Below are 18,494 nucleotides of genomic sequence, written 5' to 3'. Positions count from 1 at the left end.
CGCCCGCCCGACCCGTCCCGCGCCCCGTCGAGATAGACATTTTCGTACGAGGTAGACGGTGTCACCGTCTACCTCGTACGAAAATGTCTATCTCGACGCCGGGGAGGGCAGAAGCGCCGAAGGTGCACAATGGACGCCCTATGGAGCCTACGAACCCCATGAGCACGGACGCCTCCGAGAGCCCCGAGGACATGCCGCTGCCCGCCATCGCGGGCGAGCTCGACGACGCCGCAGAGGCAGGCACCGGCGCAGGCGCAGGCACCGGCGCGCCGCCCTCGGCCCACCTCGCCCGCGGCTTGCGCCACCGCAGCCACAGCAGCCGCGGGCACGACGGCGACCGCGGGCACGACGGCGACCACGGCGACCACGACAACCGTGGGCACCCCAGCGGCCCCAGCGGCCATGACGACCACGGCCACCGCGGCCGCCGGAAGACCGGCCGCCGCCAGTCCCGGCGTCGTCGCCCCTGGCCGGGCTTCACCCCCGACCAGCTCGCCGCCCGGGCCGCGAGTGTGCCCGCGCTCGTCTACCCTGACGAGCTGCCGGTCAGCGCTCGCCGCACAGAGATCGCCGAGGCGATCGCGGGCAACCAGGTCGTCATCGTCGCCGGGGAGACCGGCTCCGGCAAGACCACGCAGATCCCCAAGATCTGCCTGGAGCTGGGCCGCGGCATCACCGGCATGATCGGGCACACCCAGCCGCGCCGCATCGCCGCCCGGAGCGTCGCCGAGCGCATTGCCCACGAGCTGGGCACCCCCATCGGCCGCGACGGCGTCGTCGGCTACCAGGTGCGCTTCACCGAGGAGACCGGCCCCACCACGCTGGTCAAGCTCATGACCGACGGCATCCTGCTGGCGGAGATCCAGTCCGACCCGGCGCTCAGCCGCTACGACACGATCATTGTCGACGAGGCCCACGAGCGCAGCCTCAATATCGACTTCATCCTCGGCTACCTGGCACGCCTCCTGCCCGACCGCCCGGACCTGAAAGTCGTCATCACCTCCGCCACCATCGACTCGGCCCGCTTCGCCGAGCACTTCGGGCGCCGCGAGACGGACGGGGGCGGCGAGCCCCTCACCGTGCCCGCCCCCGTCATCGAGGTGTCGGGGCGCACCTACCCGGTCGAGATCCGCTACCGCCCGCTCCTGGCCGACGACGGCCTTGACGCCGGCCCCGGGCACACCCCGCACGGCGCCGGCGGGCACGTCCCCGACGACGGCGCCGACGCCGCGGGCGGGCCCGGTGCGGACGCCCCGCCCGCGCGGGCCACCGGAGGCGGGCGGGCCGCTGAGGGCGAGCGGTCCGCGACTGCCTCGCCCGCGCAGGCCGGTCGGGCCGGCTCGTCGTCTCCGGCCCCCGGCCCCTCCGCGCCCGCGGGCCCCGCCCCTGCGGGCGAGCTCACCGACGCCGAGCTCGACGCCCTGACCTCCCCCGACCCGGCGGTGCGGGCGGCCGCCCGGGCCCGCCGCGAGGCGATCCGCTCGGCCGCCGGGGGCGGGCGGGCCGCGACTTCCGCGGATGCCGCGGGCGCCGCCGACGCTGCGACCGCTGCAACCACCGCAACCGCCGCGGCCACTGCGGGCGCGCGCCCCGCCAGACGGCCGGGCCGGTCGCCCTCGGGCGCGGAGCACCGCTCGCCGTCGTCGGACTACTCCCCGCGCGAGAAGGCCCGCAGCACCGGCCGCGACACCGGTCCCGCCGCCGGCCCAACCGACCTGCCCCCGCAGGAGGACCGCGACCAGGTCACCGGCATTATCGACGCCGTTGACGAGCTCATGGCCGCGGGCGGCGGCGACATCCTCGTCTTCCTGGCCGGGGAGCGGGACATCCGGGACACCGAGTCGGCCCTCGTCGACCACCTGGGGCCGCGCTACACCGCCGACGGGCGCGCCCGCACCCCCGGCGCCGTCGAGGTCGTGCCCCTGTACTCGCGCCTGAGCGCCGCCGAGCAGCACCGCGTCTTCGAGGCGCACTCCACCCGCCGCATCGTGCTGGCCACCAACGTGGCCGAGACGAGTCTGACCGTGCCCGGCATCCGCTACGTCATCGATCCGGGCCTGGCGCGCATCTCCCGCTACTCCAACCGCACCAAGGTCCAGCGCCTGCCGATCGATCCGGTCAGCCGGGCCAGCGCCGACCAGCGCTCGGGCCGCTGCGGGCGCGTGGCCGACGGCATCGCCATCCGCCTGTACTCCCGGACCGACCACCTCTCGCGTCCGGAGTACACCGAGCCGGAGATCCTGCGCACCTCTCTGGCCAGCGTCATCCTGCAGATGGCGGCGCTCGGGCTCGGTGCGGTCGAGGACTTCCCCTTCCTGGACTCCCCCGACCCGCGCGCCGTGCGCGACGGCGTGCAGCTGCTCACCGAGATCGGGGCGATCCAGGCCGGGCGGGCCGAGTCGGCTGGCGCCGAGCTGGCTGTGCGGGCCGGGCAGGGCGACCCGGCTGTGCGGGCCGAGCCGGCCAGCACCGGGCCCGCGCCCGGCCGGGCCGCACAGGCCGGGCAGGTCGATGCCGGACCCGACCGCGAGCCCGCGCCCGGCCGGGCCCGCCCGCAGGCCCGCGCCCGCCGTCGCGGCCCGCGGCTGACCGCCGTCGGCCGCCGCCTGGCCCGCCTGCCCATCGACCCGCGCCTGGGCCGCATGCTCCTGGAGGCGGGCGACCTAGGCTGCGCCGGCGAGGTCATGGTGATCGTGGCCGCCCTGTCCATCCAGGACGTGCGCGAGCGCCCGGCCGACCGCCAGGAGGCGGCCGACGCCCTGCACCGGCGCTTCGCCGACCCGACGAGCGACTTCCTGACCTACCTCAACCTGTGGCGCTACCTGCGCACCCAGCAGCGCGAGCTGTCCGGAAGCGCCTTCCGCCGCATGTGCCGCTCCGAGTTCCTCCACTACCTGCGGGTGCGCGAGTGGTTCGACGTCCACGCCCAGCTGCGCCAGCTCGCCCGGCCCCTGGGGCTGGGCGCCGCCCCCGTCGAGCTGCCCACGGCACGGTCGATCCGCGCGGCCGGGGCGGCCCTGGAGCCGGGCACGCAGGCGGCCACGATCGCGCACGGGGACGTGGCGGCCGCCGTCGTGGCCCTGGGCCGCAGCGCGGACACGCCCGACGCCGACGCCGTCCACCGCTCCCTGCTGGTGGGGCTGCTGTCGAACGTCGGCAACTGGGACCAGCGGCGACGCGAGTACGCCGGGGCGCGCGGCACCCGCTTCACCATCTGGCCGGGCTCGGGCCTGCGCCGCAAGACCTACGACTGGGTGATGACCGCCGAGCTGGTGGAGACGAGCCGGCTGTTCGCGCGCACGGTGGCGAGGGTCGACGGGCGCTGGGTCGAGGAGGCCGGCGAGCGGGCGGGCCTGACCAAGCACGTCTACGGCGAGCCCTACTGGTCCACGCGCCACGGGGCCGCCATGGTCCACGAGAAGGTCCTGCTGTACGGGATGACGCTGGTGGCCGACCGGCCCGCGACCCTGGCGAGCGTGGGCACGCCCGCCGCCCGGGAGGTCGCCCGGGAGATGTTCATCCGCTCCGGGCTGGTCGAGGGCGGCTGGCACGCGCGGCACGACTTCGTGGAGCGCAACCGCGAGCTGGTCGAGGAGCTCGGCGACGTCGAGCGGCGGCGCCGGGTCCACGGGCTGCTGGCCGACGACGAGGCCCTGTTCGACTTCTACGACGACCGCCTGCCCGACGACGTCTACGGGGCCGCCGACTTCGACGCCTGGTGGAGGCGCGAGCGGCGGCGGCGCCCCGACCTGCTGGACTACACCCGCGAGCTGCTCCTGCCCGGCGGGGACGACGCCTCCGGCTACCCGGACACCTGGGTCCAGGGCGACCTCACCCTGCCCCTGAGCTACGTGTTCGAGCCGGGCGCCACCGACGACGGCGTGAGCGTGCGGGTGCCCGTGGAGGTGCTGGGGCGGCTGGTGCCGGACGGCTTCGACTGGCTGGTGCCGGGGATGCGGCCCGAGCTGGTGGTCGCGACCATCCGCGCCCTGCCCAAGCGGGTGCGCCGTCGGCTCGTGCCCGCGCCCGACGTCGGGGCCCAGGTGTGGGCGACCGTGCGCGAGCAGGTCCCGGAGGCCGGGGGCGCTGAGGGGGTCGGCGGCGTCGTCGGGGATGGGGGCGCCGGGCCCGCCGGGGGCGCCGGCAGTGCCGGGGGTGCTGGCGGTGCCGGGAGCCCGGGGGGCGAGGTCGGCGTCAGCGCGCCGGAGGTCTCCTTCAGGGAGGCCTTCGCGGCGGCCGTGGCGCGGCTGCGCGAGGTCGAGATCACCGACGCCGACTGGGCCGAGGCCGCCGACCGCCTGCCCGACCACCTGCGCATGGCCTTCGTCGCCCTGGACGCCCGCGGGCGGGAGATCGGGCGCGGCAAGGACCTCGTGGCCCTCCAGCAGCGCCTGTCGGGGCGCACGGAGCAGGCGGTGCGCTCGGTGGTGCGCGGGGCGCTGGCGCAGGCGATGGCCGAGGCGCAGGAGCGCGAGAGCGCCCGGGCCCGCAAGCGGGGCGGGAAGGGGCGCAGAGGCCGGGGCCGGCGGGCCGGCGGTGTCGGGGCAGGCGGTTCGGGCGCCGTCGTCGGGTCCGGCGGTGCTGCCGACGGCGTCCCGGCCGGCCCTGCCGACCCGGCCCGTGCCGCCGGCTCGCAGCCCGGGGCCGCACCCGCGCCGGGTGCCGAGGTGGGCGCCCCGAGCCTGCGGGGCGGGCTCCGCGCCGGCCTGGCGGAGAGGAAGGGCCTGTCGGACTGGCCGAGCGGCGTGCCGGGCCTGGAGGCGCCGGACCGCTCGACGATCCCGGCGACGGTGGAGTCGACCGGGACGGCCGGGCTGGTCGTGCGCGGCTACCCGATGCTTCGGGCCTCAGGTGCGCGCAGCGCAGACCTGGTCATTGCGCCCGACGCCACCGCCCAGGCGCGCGAGCACGGCGGCGGCGTCACGGCGCTCGCCCTGGCGCGGACCTTCCTGCCCACCGGTCGGGTGACGAGCCGGTGGACGGGGAGTGAGTCTCTGACCCTGGCCGCCAGCCCCTACCGGAGCACCGAGGCGCTCGTGGAGGACATGGAGCTGGCGGCGGCGCGCACGGTGGCCGACCGGTGGGCTGGGGCCTCGGGCCGCGACCTGGCCGCGGTGCGGGAGCGCGCCGTCTTCGCCGAGCTGGCCGCCGTCATGCGCGATGAGATCGAGGACGAGGTCTACCGGGTGGCGCAGGCGGTTGCGCGCACGCTCGCCGCCCAGCGGGAGGTGGAGCGCACCGTCGGGACGCACACGTCCCTGGCGCTGCTGAACACGCTCCAGGAGGTGCGCGAGCACGCCGCCGAGCTCGTGTTCGACGGGTTCGTGGCGGCGACGCCGGCCGAGCAGCTGGTTCACCTGCCGCGCTTCCTCAGGGCGCTGGCGCTGCGCGTGGAGAAGGCGGAGGCGTCCCCGAGCCAGGACGCGGCGCTGGCCTACCAGGTGGCGGAGGCGGCCGCCGTCGTGGACAGGGCGCGGGAGCGCGCCGCCGCCGCGCCGCCCGACATCGAGCGCGAGGCGGTGCTGACCGAGGCGCGCTGGATGCTCGAGGAGCTGCGGGTGAGCCTGTTCGCCCAGACGCTGGGCACGAGCCGAAAGGTGAGCCTCCAGCGGATCAGCAGGCTCGTGTCCCGCATCGCCTGAGCCGCCCGCCGCTCACCCGCGCCGGCCCGCCGCCCGCGCCGGCCGATTCTGCATGGAGTCAGTCGCGGCCGTTGCGGTACTTGCGCATCCAGTCGCGCCGGGTCCGGTACAGACGGACCCCGACGCCGATGGCCACGCCGCTCCACCCGACCACCAGCGCCCACGTCCACTGCGGAAAGCCCACGGGCACTGCCTCCCTCCCCGGCTTCTGTCGAATTTGTGCACGCGACCGCTTGTCGTATCAGCCGCGATCGTGATCGTCGCGGTAATTGCGCGTCCCGGAGCGCCGCTTCCGGAGGTGAAGGTAAATCACCAGCACCGCAAACAGCGCGAACACAATCCAGCCCAGGACCCACTGCGGGACGCCCATTATTCCACACTCCTCACAACGTGAATCGACAGATTTACTGCCGACTACTCAACCGCCGCCAGTATATTCCAGCACATCGAGACCGCGAGCGGCGAGAATTCCGCCGCAAAGTCAGCGAAACTCCCGCCACCCAGCAGCACAGGTCACAGATCAGATGCACGCATCCTTGGGCCAATCAGTGCGGTCGGACCAGTACAGAAGTGCATTGGCAGTGATGCCTTCTCCAGCACCAATAGCAGCGAGCACAGTACCTGCCGGGAGACCAACGATAGTCGCGTCAGCAACCGTCCCCACAACCGCGGCGGCCCCGCCACCGACCATGGCATACCAGGCGACTGCGACAACAGCCCACTTGGGGATGCTGACACACATGGCATACCCCTCACCTGACGCCGCTGCGCCCTGAGGCTGCTCAGCAGCTGCGACGTCCGTCGCCTTCCCCGCAACCAGCCGGTCATAGGCATCAATCGCCCTCTGATAGTCCTCAGGAGACGCCTCGGCCTTGTACTGCTCCTGAAGCTCAGCGACCTTGGCCTGACCCGGATTCGCGGCGGGCGACTGAGGTGCAGCAGAAGCCTGACCTGCGAGGCCCAGAGAGATTCCAATCGTCACCGCCAGGACGACCATCGAGGCGAGAACGCGCCCCAACGTGCTTGCCCTGTCCATCGAGAGCCCTCCTTCTGGTCCGCTAACGCCCAGACAGGAGCGCCTGGGCGCCCTCGTGACAGCGTCGTTCTTCGCAATAGCCTCCAATTATCGAGAAGAACGATACGACCATGATAGTCTCGCCGACGATCGACTTCAATAGCAGAAGTCTCTAAATAATAGAATCATCCTGTCGCCTTGCCCGAAAATCGATTAAATCGCACCATCGCAGGCGAGAGCCGCCGCGCAGAGACAAGGACCCTCCCAAACCCGATTAGCGGTCTTCCACAAGACCCCGACCTCCTTCATGAGGCAGGCGGCGACACGCGATCTCTCGACCGGAGCACCGCCCTCCCCTCCCAATTCGCCGAGATCGGTCCGGCTCCGGCTCGAGATCGGTCCGGCTCCGGCTCGAGATCGGTTCGCGCCCCGGGGGCCGGGAGTACGATGCAGTAGGTCCGTGGCGGCGGTGGGGATAGGTCTGCGGCCCCGGGGCCGGGGCCGCGAGGGGCGCCGCCCGCGCCCACCTGCTCGCATGCGCCTCATCAGCCCATGCGCATGACCCACGCCGCCCGCGCCCACCTGCTACCAGCTGCTAATATGGGCTAGATTAGCAGCTGGTAGCAGGTGACGGTCCGCCGAGGAGGACACGTGACGACACCGATCCCGCCGCCGTCGAGGAGCTCGCTCCTGCGCACGACGGCACCGCTGGCCACTCTCCTGAGCGAGCCGGCACTCGGCCGGGACCCCGACTACCACCCATGGGAGTGGTTCGTCCGTCATGAGCCGCCCGCGGGATTCAGCCGTGAGGACTGGTGGCTCGCGGTTCGCCTGCGACGCGAGCAGTCTGCCCGCCCCACTCCCCTCGCCCTGCGGGACGGGACGCCGCTGACCTACAACCTGCCCGATCCGCTTCTTCGCCTCATCGAGCAGGTCTCCACCCGGGCGCGCGGGGAGATCGCCCTGCCCGAGCCGATCGCCAACCCCGCGACGAGGAACCGCCACCTCATCTCCTCACTGAGCGAGGAGGCGATCACGTCCTCCCAGCTGGAGGGCGCCTCCACCTCCCGGGTACGGGCCAAGGAGATGCTGCGCGAGGGCCGCCGCCCGCAGGACCGCAGCGAGCAGATGATCCTCAACAACTACGAGGCCATGCAGGAGATCATCGCGCTCAAGGACGAGCCGTTGAGCCCCGGCCTGATTCGCGAGATCCACCGCCGCGTCACGACGGGCACGCTCGACGACCCCTCCGGCGCCGGACGCATCCAGCGCCCGGGCGACGAGAGAGTGCGCATCTACGGCACGCAGGACCAGGACCGGATTCTTCACGTACCGCCGCCGGCGGAGGAGCTCCCGGAACGCATGGCCGCCCTGTGCGCTTTCGCCAACAGCACCGCCGCGGACGAGGGCCCCTACATGCCCCCGCTCCTGCGGGCCATCACCCTGCACTTCATGATGGGGTACGACCACTACTTCGCCGACGGCAACGGCCGCACCTCCCGCGCCGTCTTCTACTGGTCGATGCTCCGCCAGGGGTTCTTCCTGGCGGAGTTCCTGTCGATCTCGCGTCTTCTCAGGCGAGCCCCGGCCCGGTACGCGCGCTCCTTCCTGTACACCGAGGACGACGACGGCGACCTGACTTACTTCTACCTGGAGCAGGCCCGCGTGATCGTCCACGCCATTGACGACCTCGATAAGTACCTGACGCGTAAGACGGCCGAGCTCCGGGACGCGAACCGCTTTCTGCGGGGTCGCGGCCTCAACCACCGGCAGGTCGCAGTCATCGAGCGCTTCCTGCGGGATCCGGGGGCGACGGCCACGGTGGCCGACCATCAGGCGCGGCACAATGTGGTCGCCCAGACGGCGCGCACCGATCTGCAGGACCTCGAGAGGCGCGGGTACCTGGCCTCGGCGAAGCAGGGACGCCGCGTGGTCTGGTTCCCCGCAGAGGATCTCGCCCGCAGGCTGGGCGCCGACCCGTCGAGCTGACGCGCCGGCGCGCTCACCGGCCGCACCTGTCATCCGGGCGGCGCACGGCGTCCTCGGAGGCGTGGAGGCCCCCTGACCGGGTGCGGACCGCCGCCGACAGGCCCGTCCCGTCCAGCGAACAGCTTCCAACGACGCCCGTCCCCATCGTCCGTGTCGGGCAGCAAAGCCGGCGAGCGCTCGACATGCGGCGCAGGAGGCCCGGATGTCCGTCAGAATGACATTAAAACTTCAAGGGACAGCGCAACGCGGCGAGACCCGCGCAATCATGCGGGTCCCCAGCCCCCGGCCCGGGCCCCGGGCGCCCAATGTCATTCTGACGGACACCCCGAGCCGCCCTGCCCGCATCGGAAGCCCCGAATCGGGGATCAGACCCAGCGCGCACCCCGACAAACGGCTCCCGACGACACCATGCGGAAAGGTCGGGGGCAAAACTGGGATCCAGGTCCCGCCGGATGGTCCGGGCTCAGCAGCCGCCTCCTCTCGCCGTCGAGCATCGAGCGCCCTCCGTGCGGCCGCCTTCACCAAGCCCTGGCACAAACCATGGTGCGAACCGATCGCGACGCGGAAACGAACCGATCTCGAGCCGGAATACGACCGATCTCGGCGAAAGGAGGGAGCGAGTGGGCGGCACACCGCCGGCGACCACGCGCCGCCGGCCGCCGCGCTACTTCACGACCTCGCTGATGGGGCGCACCACGGTCGGACGCACCCCGTGCGCCGCGAGCGCCTCGCGGGCCCTGCCCCAGCGGCGGTCGTCCCGGTACCCGACCCACACCGGGGCCAGACCGAGCTCGTCGATGGCGTCGTCGAAGCCGCGGGCGGACTGCGACTGCATCGCCGACGACAGCGTGCTCGCGGCGGCCCGCTCGTCCTGCCGCCCGCTGCTCTGCAGGTGGCGGATGAAGCCGCGCCGGTCCGCGGTGGTGATCGCCTTGGCGCTGTCATCGACCACGACCCACCGGCGCCCCGGCTCGATCCCGAACTCCTCGTTGCCCGCATCGAGGTCGATCCCGCGCGCCGAGACCATGGCGGCCAGCAGCACCTGCCCGGTGTCCAGGTCGAGGTAGCCGCCGTTGACGTCGCCGTAGGAGGCCATGGTGTCGGCGAGCTCCTCGAGATCGACCGACAGCGGCCGCCCGACAGGCTCCTCGCCCTGGATCCGGGCAATGAGCTCGGCGCTGAGGATCGCGTCGCCGTCCTCGTCGCGCCACTGGAGCCGGTTGCTCAGGGTCGCCATGACCGAGGCGAGCTGCCCGCGCACGGCGCTGCGCCCCCGCGCGCGCCCGGGGCTGTGAATCCCGTCCCAGGCCTCAATGAGGGCCTGGCCGATCTGCTGGAGCGCATGGTCGGCGTTGACGCCGGTCAGCGCCGCGATCAGCGCGTTGGGATCGCCGGCGGCCCGGGCCACGCGGACGGCCCGCAGGTCCAGCCGCTCGGGCTCGACCTGGCCGAAGGTCATGAGGAAGGTGCTTACCTCGCTCTCCTCGGCGCGCATCTGCTTGGCCGTCAGCGCCGCGTCGTCGCCGGGGAAGTCCTCGTCGTCGTGGCGCATACGCCCGTACTGGTCGGGCAGGGCCCCCCAGCCCCAGATCGCGGTGGGCTCCTGCACGACGACGCCGACCTCCTGCTCGGGGTCCCCGAACCTCGTGACGGTGCACCGGCAGGTCCAGTCGTCCCCGAAGTCGAAGACGTACCGGAAGACCTCGCCGACATTGACGTAGTCCTTGACCCTGGCGTTGTGGCGAAGGACCTTGTCAATGAGGGCGCCGCCGCTGAACCCGCCGAAGCCGAGCTCGAGATCGGTGGTGTCGTCGATGACGCGGGTGCCGTCGGCGAGCGTGAAGTCGCGCAGGTGCCCCAGGTCCCAGCGGGCCAGGGCGAGGTCGATCGCGACGCCGAGCTGCTCGAAGGTCGTCGACGGCGGCACAATGAGGTCCCGACCGGGAGGAGGCGCGAAGATCTGCCCGCGCCCGGAGACAAGTTCAACGGAGATGATCTGCCAGCGGCGTGCCATGGGGCCATCGTGGCAGCGCGCGCCGCATTGGCCAAGATTCTGCCCCGGCGCGTCCACCCAGTGGTCACAGAATGGTCACGCCGGGCCGGCGGCGAGGTCGTCCCACAGGCTGAGCCACCGATCGACGACGGCGGGCGTGCTGAAGCGCCGCCCGTACTCGCGGGCGCGCCGCCCGGCGTCGGCGCGCGCGGCGTCATCCTCCATGAGGACGCTCAGAGCGGCCCCGAACGCCTCGACGTCCCCGTTGGGCACGAGCGAGGCGGCCGGCCCGCCGGCCAGGCGCATCCCGGGCGAGCAGTCGTACACCACGGAGGGCACGCCGGCGGTGTTCGCCTCCAGGATGCACATGCTCAGTCCCTCGAAGCGGGAGGGCAGGGCGTGGATCGCGGCGCCGGCCAGGACCGGGCCGACGTCATCGACGGACCCGCACAGCTCGATGTCGGCGTCGGCGCCCTCCGCCAGGCCCCGCAGGCGCTCCTCCTGGGGGCCGGAGCCGTAGATCCGCAGGCGCCAGCCGGGCCGGGCGGCGGCCTCGAAGGCCCGGATGAGATGGTCGACCTGCTTGCCCTCCGACAGACGCCCCAGGAAGACGACGGTGCGCGAGTGCGCCGGATCAGCCACTCCCCCCAGGTCCGGGCACGGATTGGTCATGGGGACGGCGCGCATGTCCCAGGAGCGCAGCTCCTGGGCGCCTTCGGGGGTCAGGGCGGTCACGGCAGCCGACACGGTCGCGGCTCCCCGCACCAGGGCGCGCTGGACGGCGGTCAGGGCGGGCACATCGGTATGCACCTGGGAAACAAGGCGAGCCGGGCGGATACCGGCCTGGTCGAGCAGCCGCACCGACTCCAGGCCCGCGCCGATGACCAGGGTCTCCTCCTCCCAGCGGCTCGCCAGGCGGCGCAGGCGGGCCACCGTCCAGGGCCACCACCCCAGGGTGATGAGATGGCGCAGTGGTTTGAGGACGGCTTTGGAGCTGGCGAAGCCGGGCATCTTGGTGGTCAGGCGGCGGCCGGGCACGACGTCGATGACGTGGTGGCGTTCGCGCAGCTCAGGGTCGCAGGCACCGAAGCACCAGATGTCGACGGCGAGGCCACGCGCCCTCATCTCGGTGGCGAGCAGGTCGGTGGCACTGACAATGCCGTTGGGGCGGTGCATGTCGTTCATGAGGAAGACGACCCGCCGCAGCGGCCGGTGCTCAGCGCCCTCGGAGCCCGCGGGGCCCTCGGGAACCGGGAGGCCCCCGGCGTCGTCAGCGCAACCGGCCTTCTCGGCGCACACGGGGTTCTCAGTACTCTCGGGGCCCTTGGGGATCATGCCCCAACCCTAGGCCACCGGTTCCCCGCCCGGCCGGGGCTCGAGCTCGGGCATCCGGGGAGCCGAGGCGCTCGCGCACCGGAGGATTCTTCCGCGCCCCCCTCCCCGAGGGCGCCCAGCAGGGGCAGACTTCCTCCTATGAGCACCACCGGCCCTGCTGACCGCCGCCCCGCCCCGGCCCCTGACACCCGCTGCCCGCCCGCGCGGGCTGCAGCCGCTCCGAGCCGCCGCACCGCGCTGCTCCTGTCCGCCGTCGCCGCGGGCGCCCTCGCCGGCTGCGGCCTCTGGAAGCGCGACATCGGCGGCACCGTGCTGACAAGCGACCAGACCCGCGCCGAGCTGACCCTGGCGGAGGCGCCCGGTCTGAGGGCCGCCGTCGGCGCCTGCGACGCCCTGGGCGCGGCGCTCCTGTCGGCCCAGCTCGCCGACGGCGCGCACGCCAACGCCCTGGCGAGCCCGGCCTCCCTCGCCCTCAACCTGGCGGCGGCCTCGCTCGGCGCCACGGACCCGGCGGCCCAGGGGCTCAACGAGCTCCTCGGCGCCGCGGACGAGGAGGCCCGCAACACGACCTGGTCGGCGATCCAGACCGCGCTGCTCGCCCACGACGGCGACGTCTCCGGCTTCAAGCCCGACAGCAAGGCCCCCGAGCATCCGCTGGTGCACGTCGCCGACCAGATCGTCGTCGTCGACCACGGCAAGCCCGCGGAGGTCGGCCAGGACTTCGTCGACGGCGTCCGCCGCTGGTTCTCCGCGGACCTGCGGCGCGCCGACGTCGGCAAGGCCCAGGACGTGCTCGACGAGTGGGTCAAGCAGAACACGGCGGGCCTCATCAAGTCATCGGCGCTGGACGCCACCAAGATCGATGTCGCGCTGCAGAACGCCGTCCTCTTCGCCGCGCAGTGGAAGGAGCTCTTCGACAAGAAGAGCACCCAGGACGAGGACTTCACCCGCGCGGACGGCAGCGTCATCCAGGTCCCCATGATGAGGCAGCAGAGCAGCATGGTCTGCACCGAGGGGACCACCGGCTCTGTGACCTGGAAGGTCCTGCGCGTGCCCTACTCGGAGGACTTCGCCCTGGACATCGTGCTGCCGGACAAGGGCACCCTGCCCGAGGCGCTTCCCGCCGACACGTGGGCGGCGGCCAGCGCCCTGCTCGACGAGGCGGAGCGCGAGGGCCTGTCCCCCGAGGTGAACCTGTGGCTGCCGCGCATCGACCTGACGAGCCCGGACGGAGGCATCGACATCCTCCCCGTCCTGGAGTCCCTGGGCGCCGACATCCGCCCGATGGGGCGCATCAGCCCCCAGCTCGAGACGACGGCCTACCGGCAGCAGGTGAGGCTCATTGTGCGCGAGGACGGCACGGTCGCGGCCGCCGTCTCCGAGCACGGCGACGCGGCCACCGCCCCGAACCTCGGCCCCATCACGGACTTCCACGTCGACCACCCCTACGTCATGCGGCTGCGGGACCTGTCCACCGGCGTCGCCCTGTTCGAGGCGGTCATCAACGGCCCGTCCTGACGCCGAGATCGGTCGTATTCCGCCGCGAGACCGGTTCACTTCCGCACCGAGATCGGGTCAGAACCCCACCGTGCTCACCCATGCTCACCCGCCCCACGCCTCACAGAACAGCGGACAGCAGCCGGCAGACATTGTCGATATAGCGGCGCCACCAGGGCTCGGCCGCCCACTGCTCGGCGGTGAGCTCGGCGGAGACGGCGCGGTAGTAGGCGTCGTTGGCGCGCAGCATGTCGTCGAGGTCGCCGCCGAAGGCCAGCAGCATGACCTCGTAGTTCAGGGCGAAGGACCGGAAGTCCATGTTCGCGCTGCCGATCACCGCGATCTCGTCGTCGACCGTCATGTACTTGGCGTGCAGCACGGTCGGCGCCGGATACCGGTAGATGCGCACCCCGGCGGCGAGCAGCACCTGGTAGTAGGAGCGCTGCGCGTGGTTGACAATGAGGTGGTCGGACTCCAGCCCCACGAAGAGCTCGACCTCGATGCCGCGGTAGGCCGCCGTCGTCATCGCCGCCAGCAGCGCCTCGTCGGGCACGAAGTAGGGGCTCGTGATGGACACCCGCTCGGTGGCGTTCTGGATGAGGGACAGGACCATCCGCAGGTTCGGCTCGGTGGGGTAGCCGGGCCCCGAGGGCACCAGCTGCATGGCATTGACCACGGCGTCGGGGCGCCCCGGCTGGGGCGCCGGGGTGCCGACGGGCTCGGCCTCCCGAAGCACCTGCGGCACCGAGCCGGACCCGCCGGCCTGCGGCAGGATGTCTGAGATGTCGAGCACCTCGCCGGACTCGAAGTACCAGTCCATGCCGAAGACCGCCTCGGCCTCGACGACGATGTCCCCGGTGACCTCCACGCTCAGGTCCGCCCAGGTGCGCCCCGCCCGGACGTTGGAGCGCAGCCGGTAGGTCGGGTCGATAATGTTGTGGGAGCCGATGAAGGCGCGCTCGCCGTCGATGACGAGGAGCTTGCGGTGGTTGCGCAGGTCGGGGCGGCGGAAGCGCCGCTTGTGCGGCAGCAGCGGCATCATGAGCCGCCACTGGATGCCGGCGGCGGCGAAGCGGCTGCCCAGGCTCCGCCAGCCGGGGTACTTGCGCGACCCGAGGTGGTCCACCAGCAGGCGCACGGCCACACCGCGGGCGGCGGCCCGCTCCAGCGCGGAGTAGAAGACGTCAGTGACCGGGTCCCAGGACTGGATGTAGAACTCGACGTGAACGTGGTGGGTGGCGGCGTCAATGGCGCGGGCCATCTCGCCGTAGGTGGTCGCCGAGTCGCCGTGCAGGGAGATGACCTCGCCGGTCACGCACGGCAGGCCCGTCAGGGCGCGGTTCATCCGCAGGACCGAGTCCAGGTACGGCGAGCGCTCGGTGCCCTCGGGCGCGTAAGGCACGTCCTTGGTGGACTCCAGGGCGATCTCGTTGACGGCGATCTGCTGCTCGCGGCGCTTGCCGTGGATCCACGGGCTGCCCAGGAAGATGTAGAGCGGCAGGCCCACAACCGGCAGCAGGAAGATGAGCAGCAGCCACGCCGTCGACGACGACGGGCGGCGGTTCTCCGGAACGGTCCCGAGTGCGACGATCTTGATCGCGTACTCCACGACGACCCAGGTCGTCGCCAGAACCGGCTGCCACTCCATACCCGAATCCTTGCACGGCGGCCCCGCAAGCCGCTCAGCGAGCGCCGAGCCGTGCCCCCTCCCGTCGAGACCGGTCCAGTTCCGCGGCGAGGTCGGTCCGCCCGCCCCGCGGCGCAGTCGGCGGCTCAGCTGTCGGCGGTGGAGGGCGTCGGATCCCCGAAGAAGCTGCGGAAGTACCCGTAGAAGTTCCAGTTCCCCCAGCTGGTGCAGTCATTCCCGCCGTGGGCCGCGACGGCATTGGGCTGGTAGGGGGTGTAGTCGTACAGGCCCGCGGTCGCCTGGTTGGCCACCGTCAGCTCGGCGGTGCCGCACGCGGAGTCCGGGGAGTAGGCCAGCTGCACGGGGACGCCCGCGACCACCTGGTAGGCCTTGGGATTCAGACGGTAGGTCTGGAACTGCATGGCGGCCCCGTAGATCTGGCGGAAGAAGCCCGCGTACTTGGAGTCGCACTGTGCGCCGTCGGGGCAGGCGTAGCCCGCGGCGGCCTCGTAGACGCGGGCGGTCAGAGTCTCGCCCGAGGCGGTGAGCAGCCCCTGCTCCTTCTGGATCAGCACCAGCAGCACCTGGGGATTGATGTCGCAGGAGGTCGCCACCTTGGAGATGATCTGCGCGGCGCTCTCCGCGGCCACGCCCTTGTACCCGCCGGGGCAGGCGGTGGTCACCTCGCGGTCCTCGGTGTCGAAAGTCGCCTCCGCCAGGCAGAGCGTGCCGTCATCGCCCGTCTGGCAGCCCGCGTTGGTCTGCTCGATGAAGTCGGCGACCCCCTGGGCGGTCATGGTGGTCGAGTCGTAGAAGACCTCGTCGTCGATAATGCGCGCCGCATCGAAGCCGGTCATGTCGGTCATCACAGGAGCCGGCCCGATCCGGGAGGGGACCGGCGCCATACCCCGCAACGGTGCGGAATCGAGGAACCTGGCCACGAGCAGCCCCACCGCGACGGTGAGCACGAACGCACCCAGCAGGAAGCCCAGCGGAGAGCGGAGCAGGCGCGCCAGCGGGCCCGGGCCGCGTCGGGTCCTCCCTCTGGTGCCGGAGGAGCCCGACGGGCGCTTCGAGCGCGCAGACGCAGACCGCGCCGTCGCAGAGCCCTGGTGGCTCCGGGACGGACGGCGGCGCGCGGAGGGAGCGGGACGTTGAGGCATCGGCGCCATGCTGCCACAGTCGGAGCCCTGGGCCGAGCCGTTGCCGCCATCGGGCCGCGATGTGTCTCTTGCCCGACGACGGCGCAGCGCCCTTCGGGCGGGCCGGGACAGGGTGTCGCGGGGCGCCCGGTCGGCGCCGAGGCTCATCGAAGGGGCGCCGCCGGGCCGTTGTCTGCCGGCCCGGTACGCGCCGTCATCAAGGTCATCGAGTCAGCGGCGCGCAGGGGACGGGCGAGCCAGAGGCTCCCCGGCTCCGTCGCGCGGTCGCACCCCGCTGTCGAGAGGTGGACCGAGGACCGCGACGCCCGGGCGCGGCCCGCTACGCTCTGGGCCGTGCACCTGCCCGACGTCCTGGCCCTGGCCCGCTCCCTCATGACGACCCACGGCGTCGGGGACTGGGACCTGGGTCTGGACCGCGCCCGCCGACGTGCCGGGCAGACCGACCACGCGTGCCGTCGGATCACGCTCTCGCGCCACCTGATGAGCCTGTACGACGAGGCCGAGGTCCGCGAGACGATCCTCCACGAGATCGCGCACGCGCGCGTCGGCGCCAGCCACGGGCACGACGCCGTATGGCGCGCGGAGGCCCGGCGCATCGGCTCCACCGGCCGGCGCCTGGTCGACCCGCAGGCGCCGCGCGTGGAGGGGCGGTGGCGGGGGACGTGCCCGGCGGGCCACACGGTGACCCGCATGCGGCGCCCGTCGGTCCCGCTGGCGTGCGCCACGTGCTCGCGCTCGTTCCGGATCGAGAACCTGCTCGGATGGGAGCATGACGGCGTCGCCGTCACACCCGAGCAGATCGGGCCGCGCTACGCCCGCGCCCTCGCCCGGCTCCGGTCGCGAGGGCGGAGATGACCGGGCCGACGACCCAGCCGGAAAGCACCGGCCCGGCCCGAGTCGCGGCGCTCCCGGCCGGGCCGCAGTGCCGGAACGTCAGCGCTGGCTCTCGAGCAGTGCCCAGCCGCCCAGGACGAAGAAGGCGATAACGCCGACCAGGGCGATGATCTGCCATATGAGCATCGCCCGCGCCCAGTTGCAGCGCGAGGCGGAGGCCGAGCCGCCGAAGGCGAGCACGAGCACGTAGATGAAACCGATCACGGGAAGAGCGGTGAGCAGCAGCGCCAGCATCCACGAGCCCACGGAGTCCGCGGGATGCTCCGGCGGCGGGCTGGGCGCGATGTACGCGGGCTGGGGAACGGTGCCGCCCGCCGGGGAGTAGTACGGCTGCTGTGCCATGGGAGCTCCTTAGAGAGGGAGTGTGAGGACAGTTGCGAGATAGTCGAAGATACCGGGAGTACCGGATACGCGGCTAGTGGTCCGCACCCCGCCGCCTCCCGCTCGCTCCGCGGTCGCCCGCCTTCGTCGAGATCGGTCGTAGTCCGGATCGAGATCGGCTCAGGGAGTTCAGCGGGGCCCGCCGTCGGGTCTCCACCAGCCCTCCGGGCCCCCAGGAGACCGATATCAACCGGAAAAGGTGGCTCCTACGCACTTTTAACACCGGCCCCCGCCCCACCCTCGCCACAGAACCGCGGAATCACGCCGATCCTAATCGCGTCCGAGGCCGTCGAGCACCTTAAAAGTGCGTAGGAGCCACCTTTTTCTCCGTCGCCCGGGGCCGCTCAGCCCTGGGATCACTCACTTTATGGTCTGCACCTCGCTCGCGGCCGGCCCTGCGCGGGTCCCCGCGTCCATCCGATCCTCGCCCGCCCTGGCCCCGAGCCCTCATGCCGTGGGATGACACGACGGCGACCACGCTTCCGGCGCGAGGACGATGCCGTGGGCACGGCGCCGTGGGAGCCTTCGCACAGCCGCTCCGCGCGGCTGTGACCAACCGTTGTGAAGGAGCGTGTCATGATCGTCACCACCACGCCCACCGTCGAGGGCTACCCCGTCACCCAGTACCTGCGCGTCGTCTGCGGCGAGACCGTCGCCGGAGTCAACATGTTCAAGGACATCGCCGCCGGTTTCCGCAACGTGGTCGGCGGGCGCTCGGAAGCCTACGAGCGCGAGCTCATCCAGGCCCGCGAGACAGCGCTGGCCGAGATGACCGCACGCGCCCAGGAGCTCGGCGCCGAGGGCGTGGTCGGTGTCGACATCGACTACGAGGTCCTCGGCACGGACAACAACATGCTCATGGTGACGGCCTCCGGCACCGCCGTGCGCTTCTCCCCCGTGCAGTAGGCCGGGCCGGGGCTCGGCTCGCAGCCGGCGGGCAGCATGACGATGGCACCCT

At 72.5% G+C, this 18,494-nt stretch carries 13 protein-coding genes; 5 read left to right on the top strand and 8 right to left on the bottom strand.

What is annotated here, in order from left to right:
• The first annotated feature begins 158 nt into the window (after nucleotides 1-158).
• Nucleotides 159-5,642: a DUF3418 domain-containing protein gene (locus AIF0345_RS02135; protein ID WP_285296980.1), complete on the top strand. Its 5,484-nt coding sequence runs from the start codon at nucleotides 159-161 to the stop codon at nucleotides 5,640-5,642.
• Between the two features lie 58 nt (nucleotides 5,643-5,700).
• Here AIF0345_RS02135 and AIF0345_RS02130 read toward each other — a convergent pair whose 3' ends face one another.
• The 3 genes from AIF0345_RS02130 to AIF0345_RS02120 form a co-directional block, all read right to left on the bottom strand.
• Complete coding sequence (locus tag AIF0345_RS02130) at nucleotides 5,701-5,826, bottom strand: hypothetical protein (RefSeq protein WP_285296979.1); 126 nt, start codon at nucleotides 5,824-5,826, stop codon at nucleotides 5,701-5,703.
• A gap of 57 nt (nucleotides 5,827-5,883) precedes the next feature.
• Nucleotides 5,884-6,012 carry a hypothetical protein gene (locus AIF0345_RS02125; RefSeq protein WP_285296978.1) on the bottom strand — a complete coding sequence of 43 codons (129 nt, stop codon included), beginning with the start codon at nucleotides 6,010-6,012 and terminating at the stop codon, nucleotides 5,884-5,886.
• A 150-nt stretch (nucleotides 6,013-6,162) separates the two neighbouring features.
• On the bottom strand, nucleotides 6,163-6,678 hold the full coding sequence (locus AIF0345_RS02120; RefSeq protein ID WP_285296977.1) for a hypothetical protein: 516 nt from the start codon (nucleotides 6,676-6,678) through the stop codon (nucleotides 6,163-6,165).
• 630 nt (nucleotides 6,679-7,308) lie between these two features.
• On the opposite strand from AIF0345_RS02120, the gene AIF0345_RS02115 reads away from it, so the two are divergent.
• On the top strand, nucleotides 7,309-8,646 hold the full coding sequence (locus tag AIF0345_RS02115) for a Fic family protein (protein ID WP_285296976.1): 1,338 nt from the start codon (nucleotides 7,309-7,311) through the stop codon (nucleotides 8,644-8,646).
• Between the two features lie 664 nt (nucleotides 8,647-9,310).
• Here AIF0345_RS02115 and AIF0345_RS02110 read toward each other — a convergent pair.
• Nucleotides 9,311-10,660, bottom strand: coding sequence for an IS1096 element passenger TnpR family protein (locus AIF0345_RS02110; protein WP_043562319.1), 1,350 nt, complete (start codon nucleotides 10,658-10,660; stop codon nucleotides 9,311-9,313).
• 75 nt (nucleotides 10,661-10,735) lie between these two features.
• Nucleotides 10,736-11,974 carry a glycosyltransferase gene (locus AIF0345_RS02105; protein WP_156966679.1) on the bottom strand — a complete coding sequence of 413 codons (1,239 nt, stop codon included), beginning with the start codon at nucleotides 11,972-11,974 and terminating at the stop codon, nucleotides 10,736-10,738.
• A gap of 138 nt (nucleotides 11,975-12,112) precedes the next feature.
• Here AIF0345_RS02105 and AIF0345_RS02100 point away from each other — a divergent pair, with 138 nt between their 5' ends.
• Nucleotides 12,113-13,492: a serpin family protein gene (locus tag AIF0345_RS02100; RefSeq protein ID WP_043562318.1), complete on the top strand. Its 1,380-nt coding sequence runs from the start codon at nucleotides 12,113-12,115 to the stop codon at nucleotides 13,490-13,492.
• A gap of 100 nt (nucleotides 13,493-13,592) precedes the next feature.
• Here the strand turns inward: AIF0345_RS02100 and AIF0345_RS02095 are convergent, their stop codons facing one another.
• Both AIF0345_RS02095 and AIF0345_RS02090 read right to left on the bottom strand, forming a co-directional pair.
• Nucleotides 13,593-15,119: a phospholipase D-like domain-containing protein gene (locus AIF0345_RS02095; RefSeq protein ID WP_285296975.1), complete on the bottom strand. Its 1,527-nt coding sequence runs from the start codon at nucleotides 15,117-15,119 to the stop codon at nucleotides 13,593-13,595.
• A gap of 125 nt (nucleotides 15,120-15,244) precedes the next feature.
• Nucleotides 15,245-16,066 carry a hypothetical protein gene (locus tag AIF0345_RS02090; protein ID WP_285296974.1) on the bottom strand — a complete coding sequence of 274 codons (822 nt, stop codon included), beginning with the start codon at nucleotides 16,064-16,066 and terminating at the stop codon, nucleotides 15,245-15,247.
• Nucleotides 16,067-16,594: 528 nt separating this feature from the next.
• Here AIF0345_RS02090 and AIF0345_RS02085 point away from each other — a divergent pair.
• Nucleotides 16,595-17,116, top strand: a complete 522-nt coding sequence (locus tag AIF0345_RS02085) for a SprT-like domain-containing protein (protein WP_043562337.1) — start codon at nucleotides 16,595-16,597, stop codon at nucleotides 17,114-17,116.
• A 78-nt stretch (nucleotides 17,117-17,194) separates the two neighbouring features.
• Here AIF0345_RS02085 and AIF0345_RS02080 read toward each other — a convergent pair whose 3' ends face one another.
• Nucleotides 17,195-17,497 (bottom strand): hypothetical protein, encoded by a 303-nt coding sequence (locus AIF0345_RS02080; RefSeq protein WP_285296973.1) that lies wholly within the window; start codon nucleotides 17,495-17,497, stop codon nucleotides 17,195-17,197.
• A 615-nt stretch (nucleotides 17,498-18,112) separates the two neighbouring features.
• Here AIF0345_RS02080 and AIF0345_RS02075 point away from each other — a divergent pair.
• A complete protein-coding gene (locus AIF0345_RS02075; RefSeq protein WP_043562315.1) occupies nucleotides 18,113-18,442 on the top strand; it encodes a heavy metal-binding domain-containing protein in 330 nt (109 codons plus the stop codon).
• Nucleotides 18,443-18,494 lie beyond the last annotated feature (52 nt).

Source organism: Actinomyces israelii (assembly GCF_030253495.1).
In the GTDB taxonomy this organism is placed as follows: Bacteria; Actinomycetota; Actinomycetes; order Actinomycetales; family Actinomycetaceae; genus Actinomyces; species Actinomyces israelii.
This window is presented reverse-complemented; position numbering and strand designations above follow the sequence as displayed.

Bases quoted from the DNA above. Each gene is read 5' to 3' on its own strand.
- AIF0345_RS02135 (WP_285296980.1), top strand. From the start codon at position 159: ATGAGCACGGACGCCTCCGAGAGCCCCGAGGACATGCCGCTGCCCGCC.
- AIF0345_RS02125 (WP_285296978.1), bottom strand. From the start codon at position 6,012: ATGGGCGTCCCGCAGTGGGTCCTGGGCTGGATTGTGTTCGCGCTGTTT.
- AIF0345_RS02120 (WP_285296977.1), bottom strand. From the start codon at position 6,678: ATGGACAGGGCAAGCACGTTGGGGCGCGTTCTCGCCTCGATGGTCGTC.
- AIF0345_RS02110 (WP_043562319.1), bottom strand. From the start codon at position 10,660: ATGGCACGCCGCTGGCAGATCATCTCCGTTGAACTTGTCTCCGGGCGC.
- AIF0345_RS02105 (WP_156966679.1), bottom strand. From the start codon at position 11,974: ATGATCCCCAAGGGCCCCGAGAGTACTGAGAACCCCGTGTGCGCCGAG.
- AIF0345_RS02100 (WP_043562318.1), top strand. From the start codon at position 12,113: ATGAGCACCACCGGCCCTGCTGACCGCCGCCCCGCCCCGGCCCCTGAC.
- AIF0345_RS02095 (WP_285296975.1), bottom strand. From the start codon at position 15,119: ATGGAGTGGCAGCCGGTTCTGGCGACGACCTGGGTCGTCGTGGAGTAC.
- AIF0345_RS02080 (WP_285296973.1), bottom strand. From the start codon at position 17,497: ATGGCACAGCAGCCGTACTACTCCCCGGCGGGCGGCACCGTTCCCCAG.
- AIF0345_RS02075 (WP_043562315.1), top strand. From the start codon at position 18,113: ATGATCGTCACCACCACGCCCACCGTCGAGGGCTACCCCGTCACCCAG.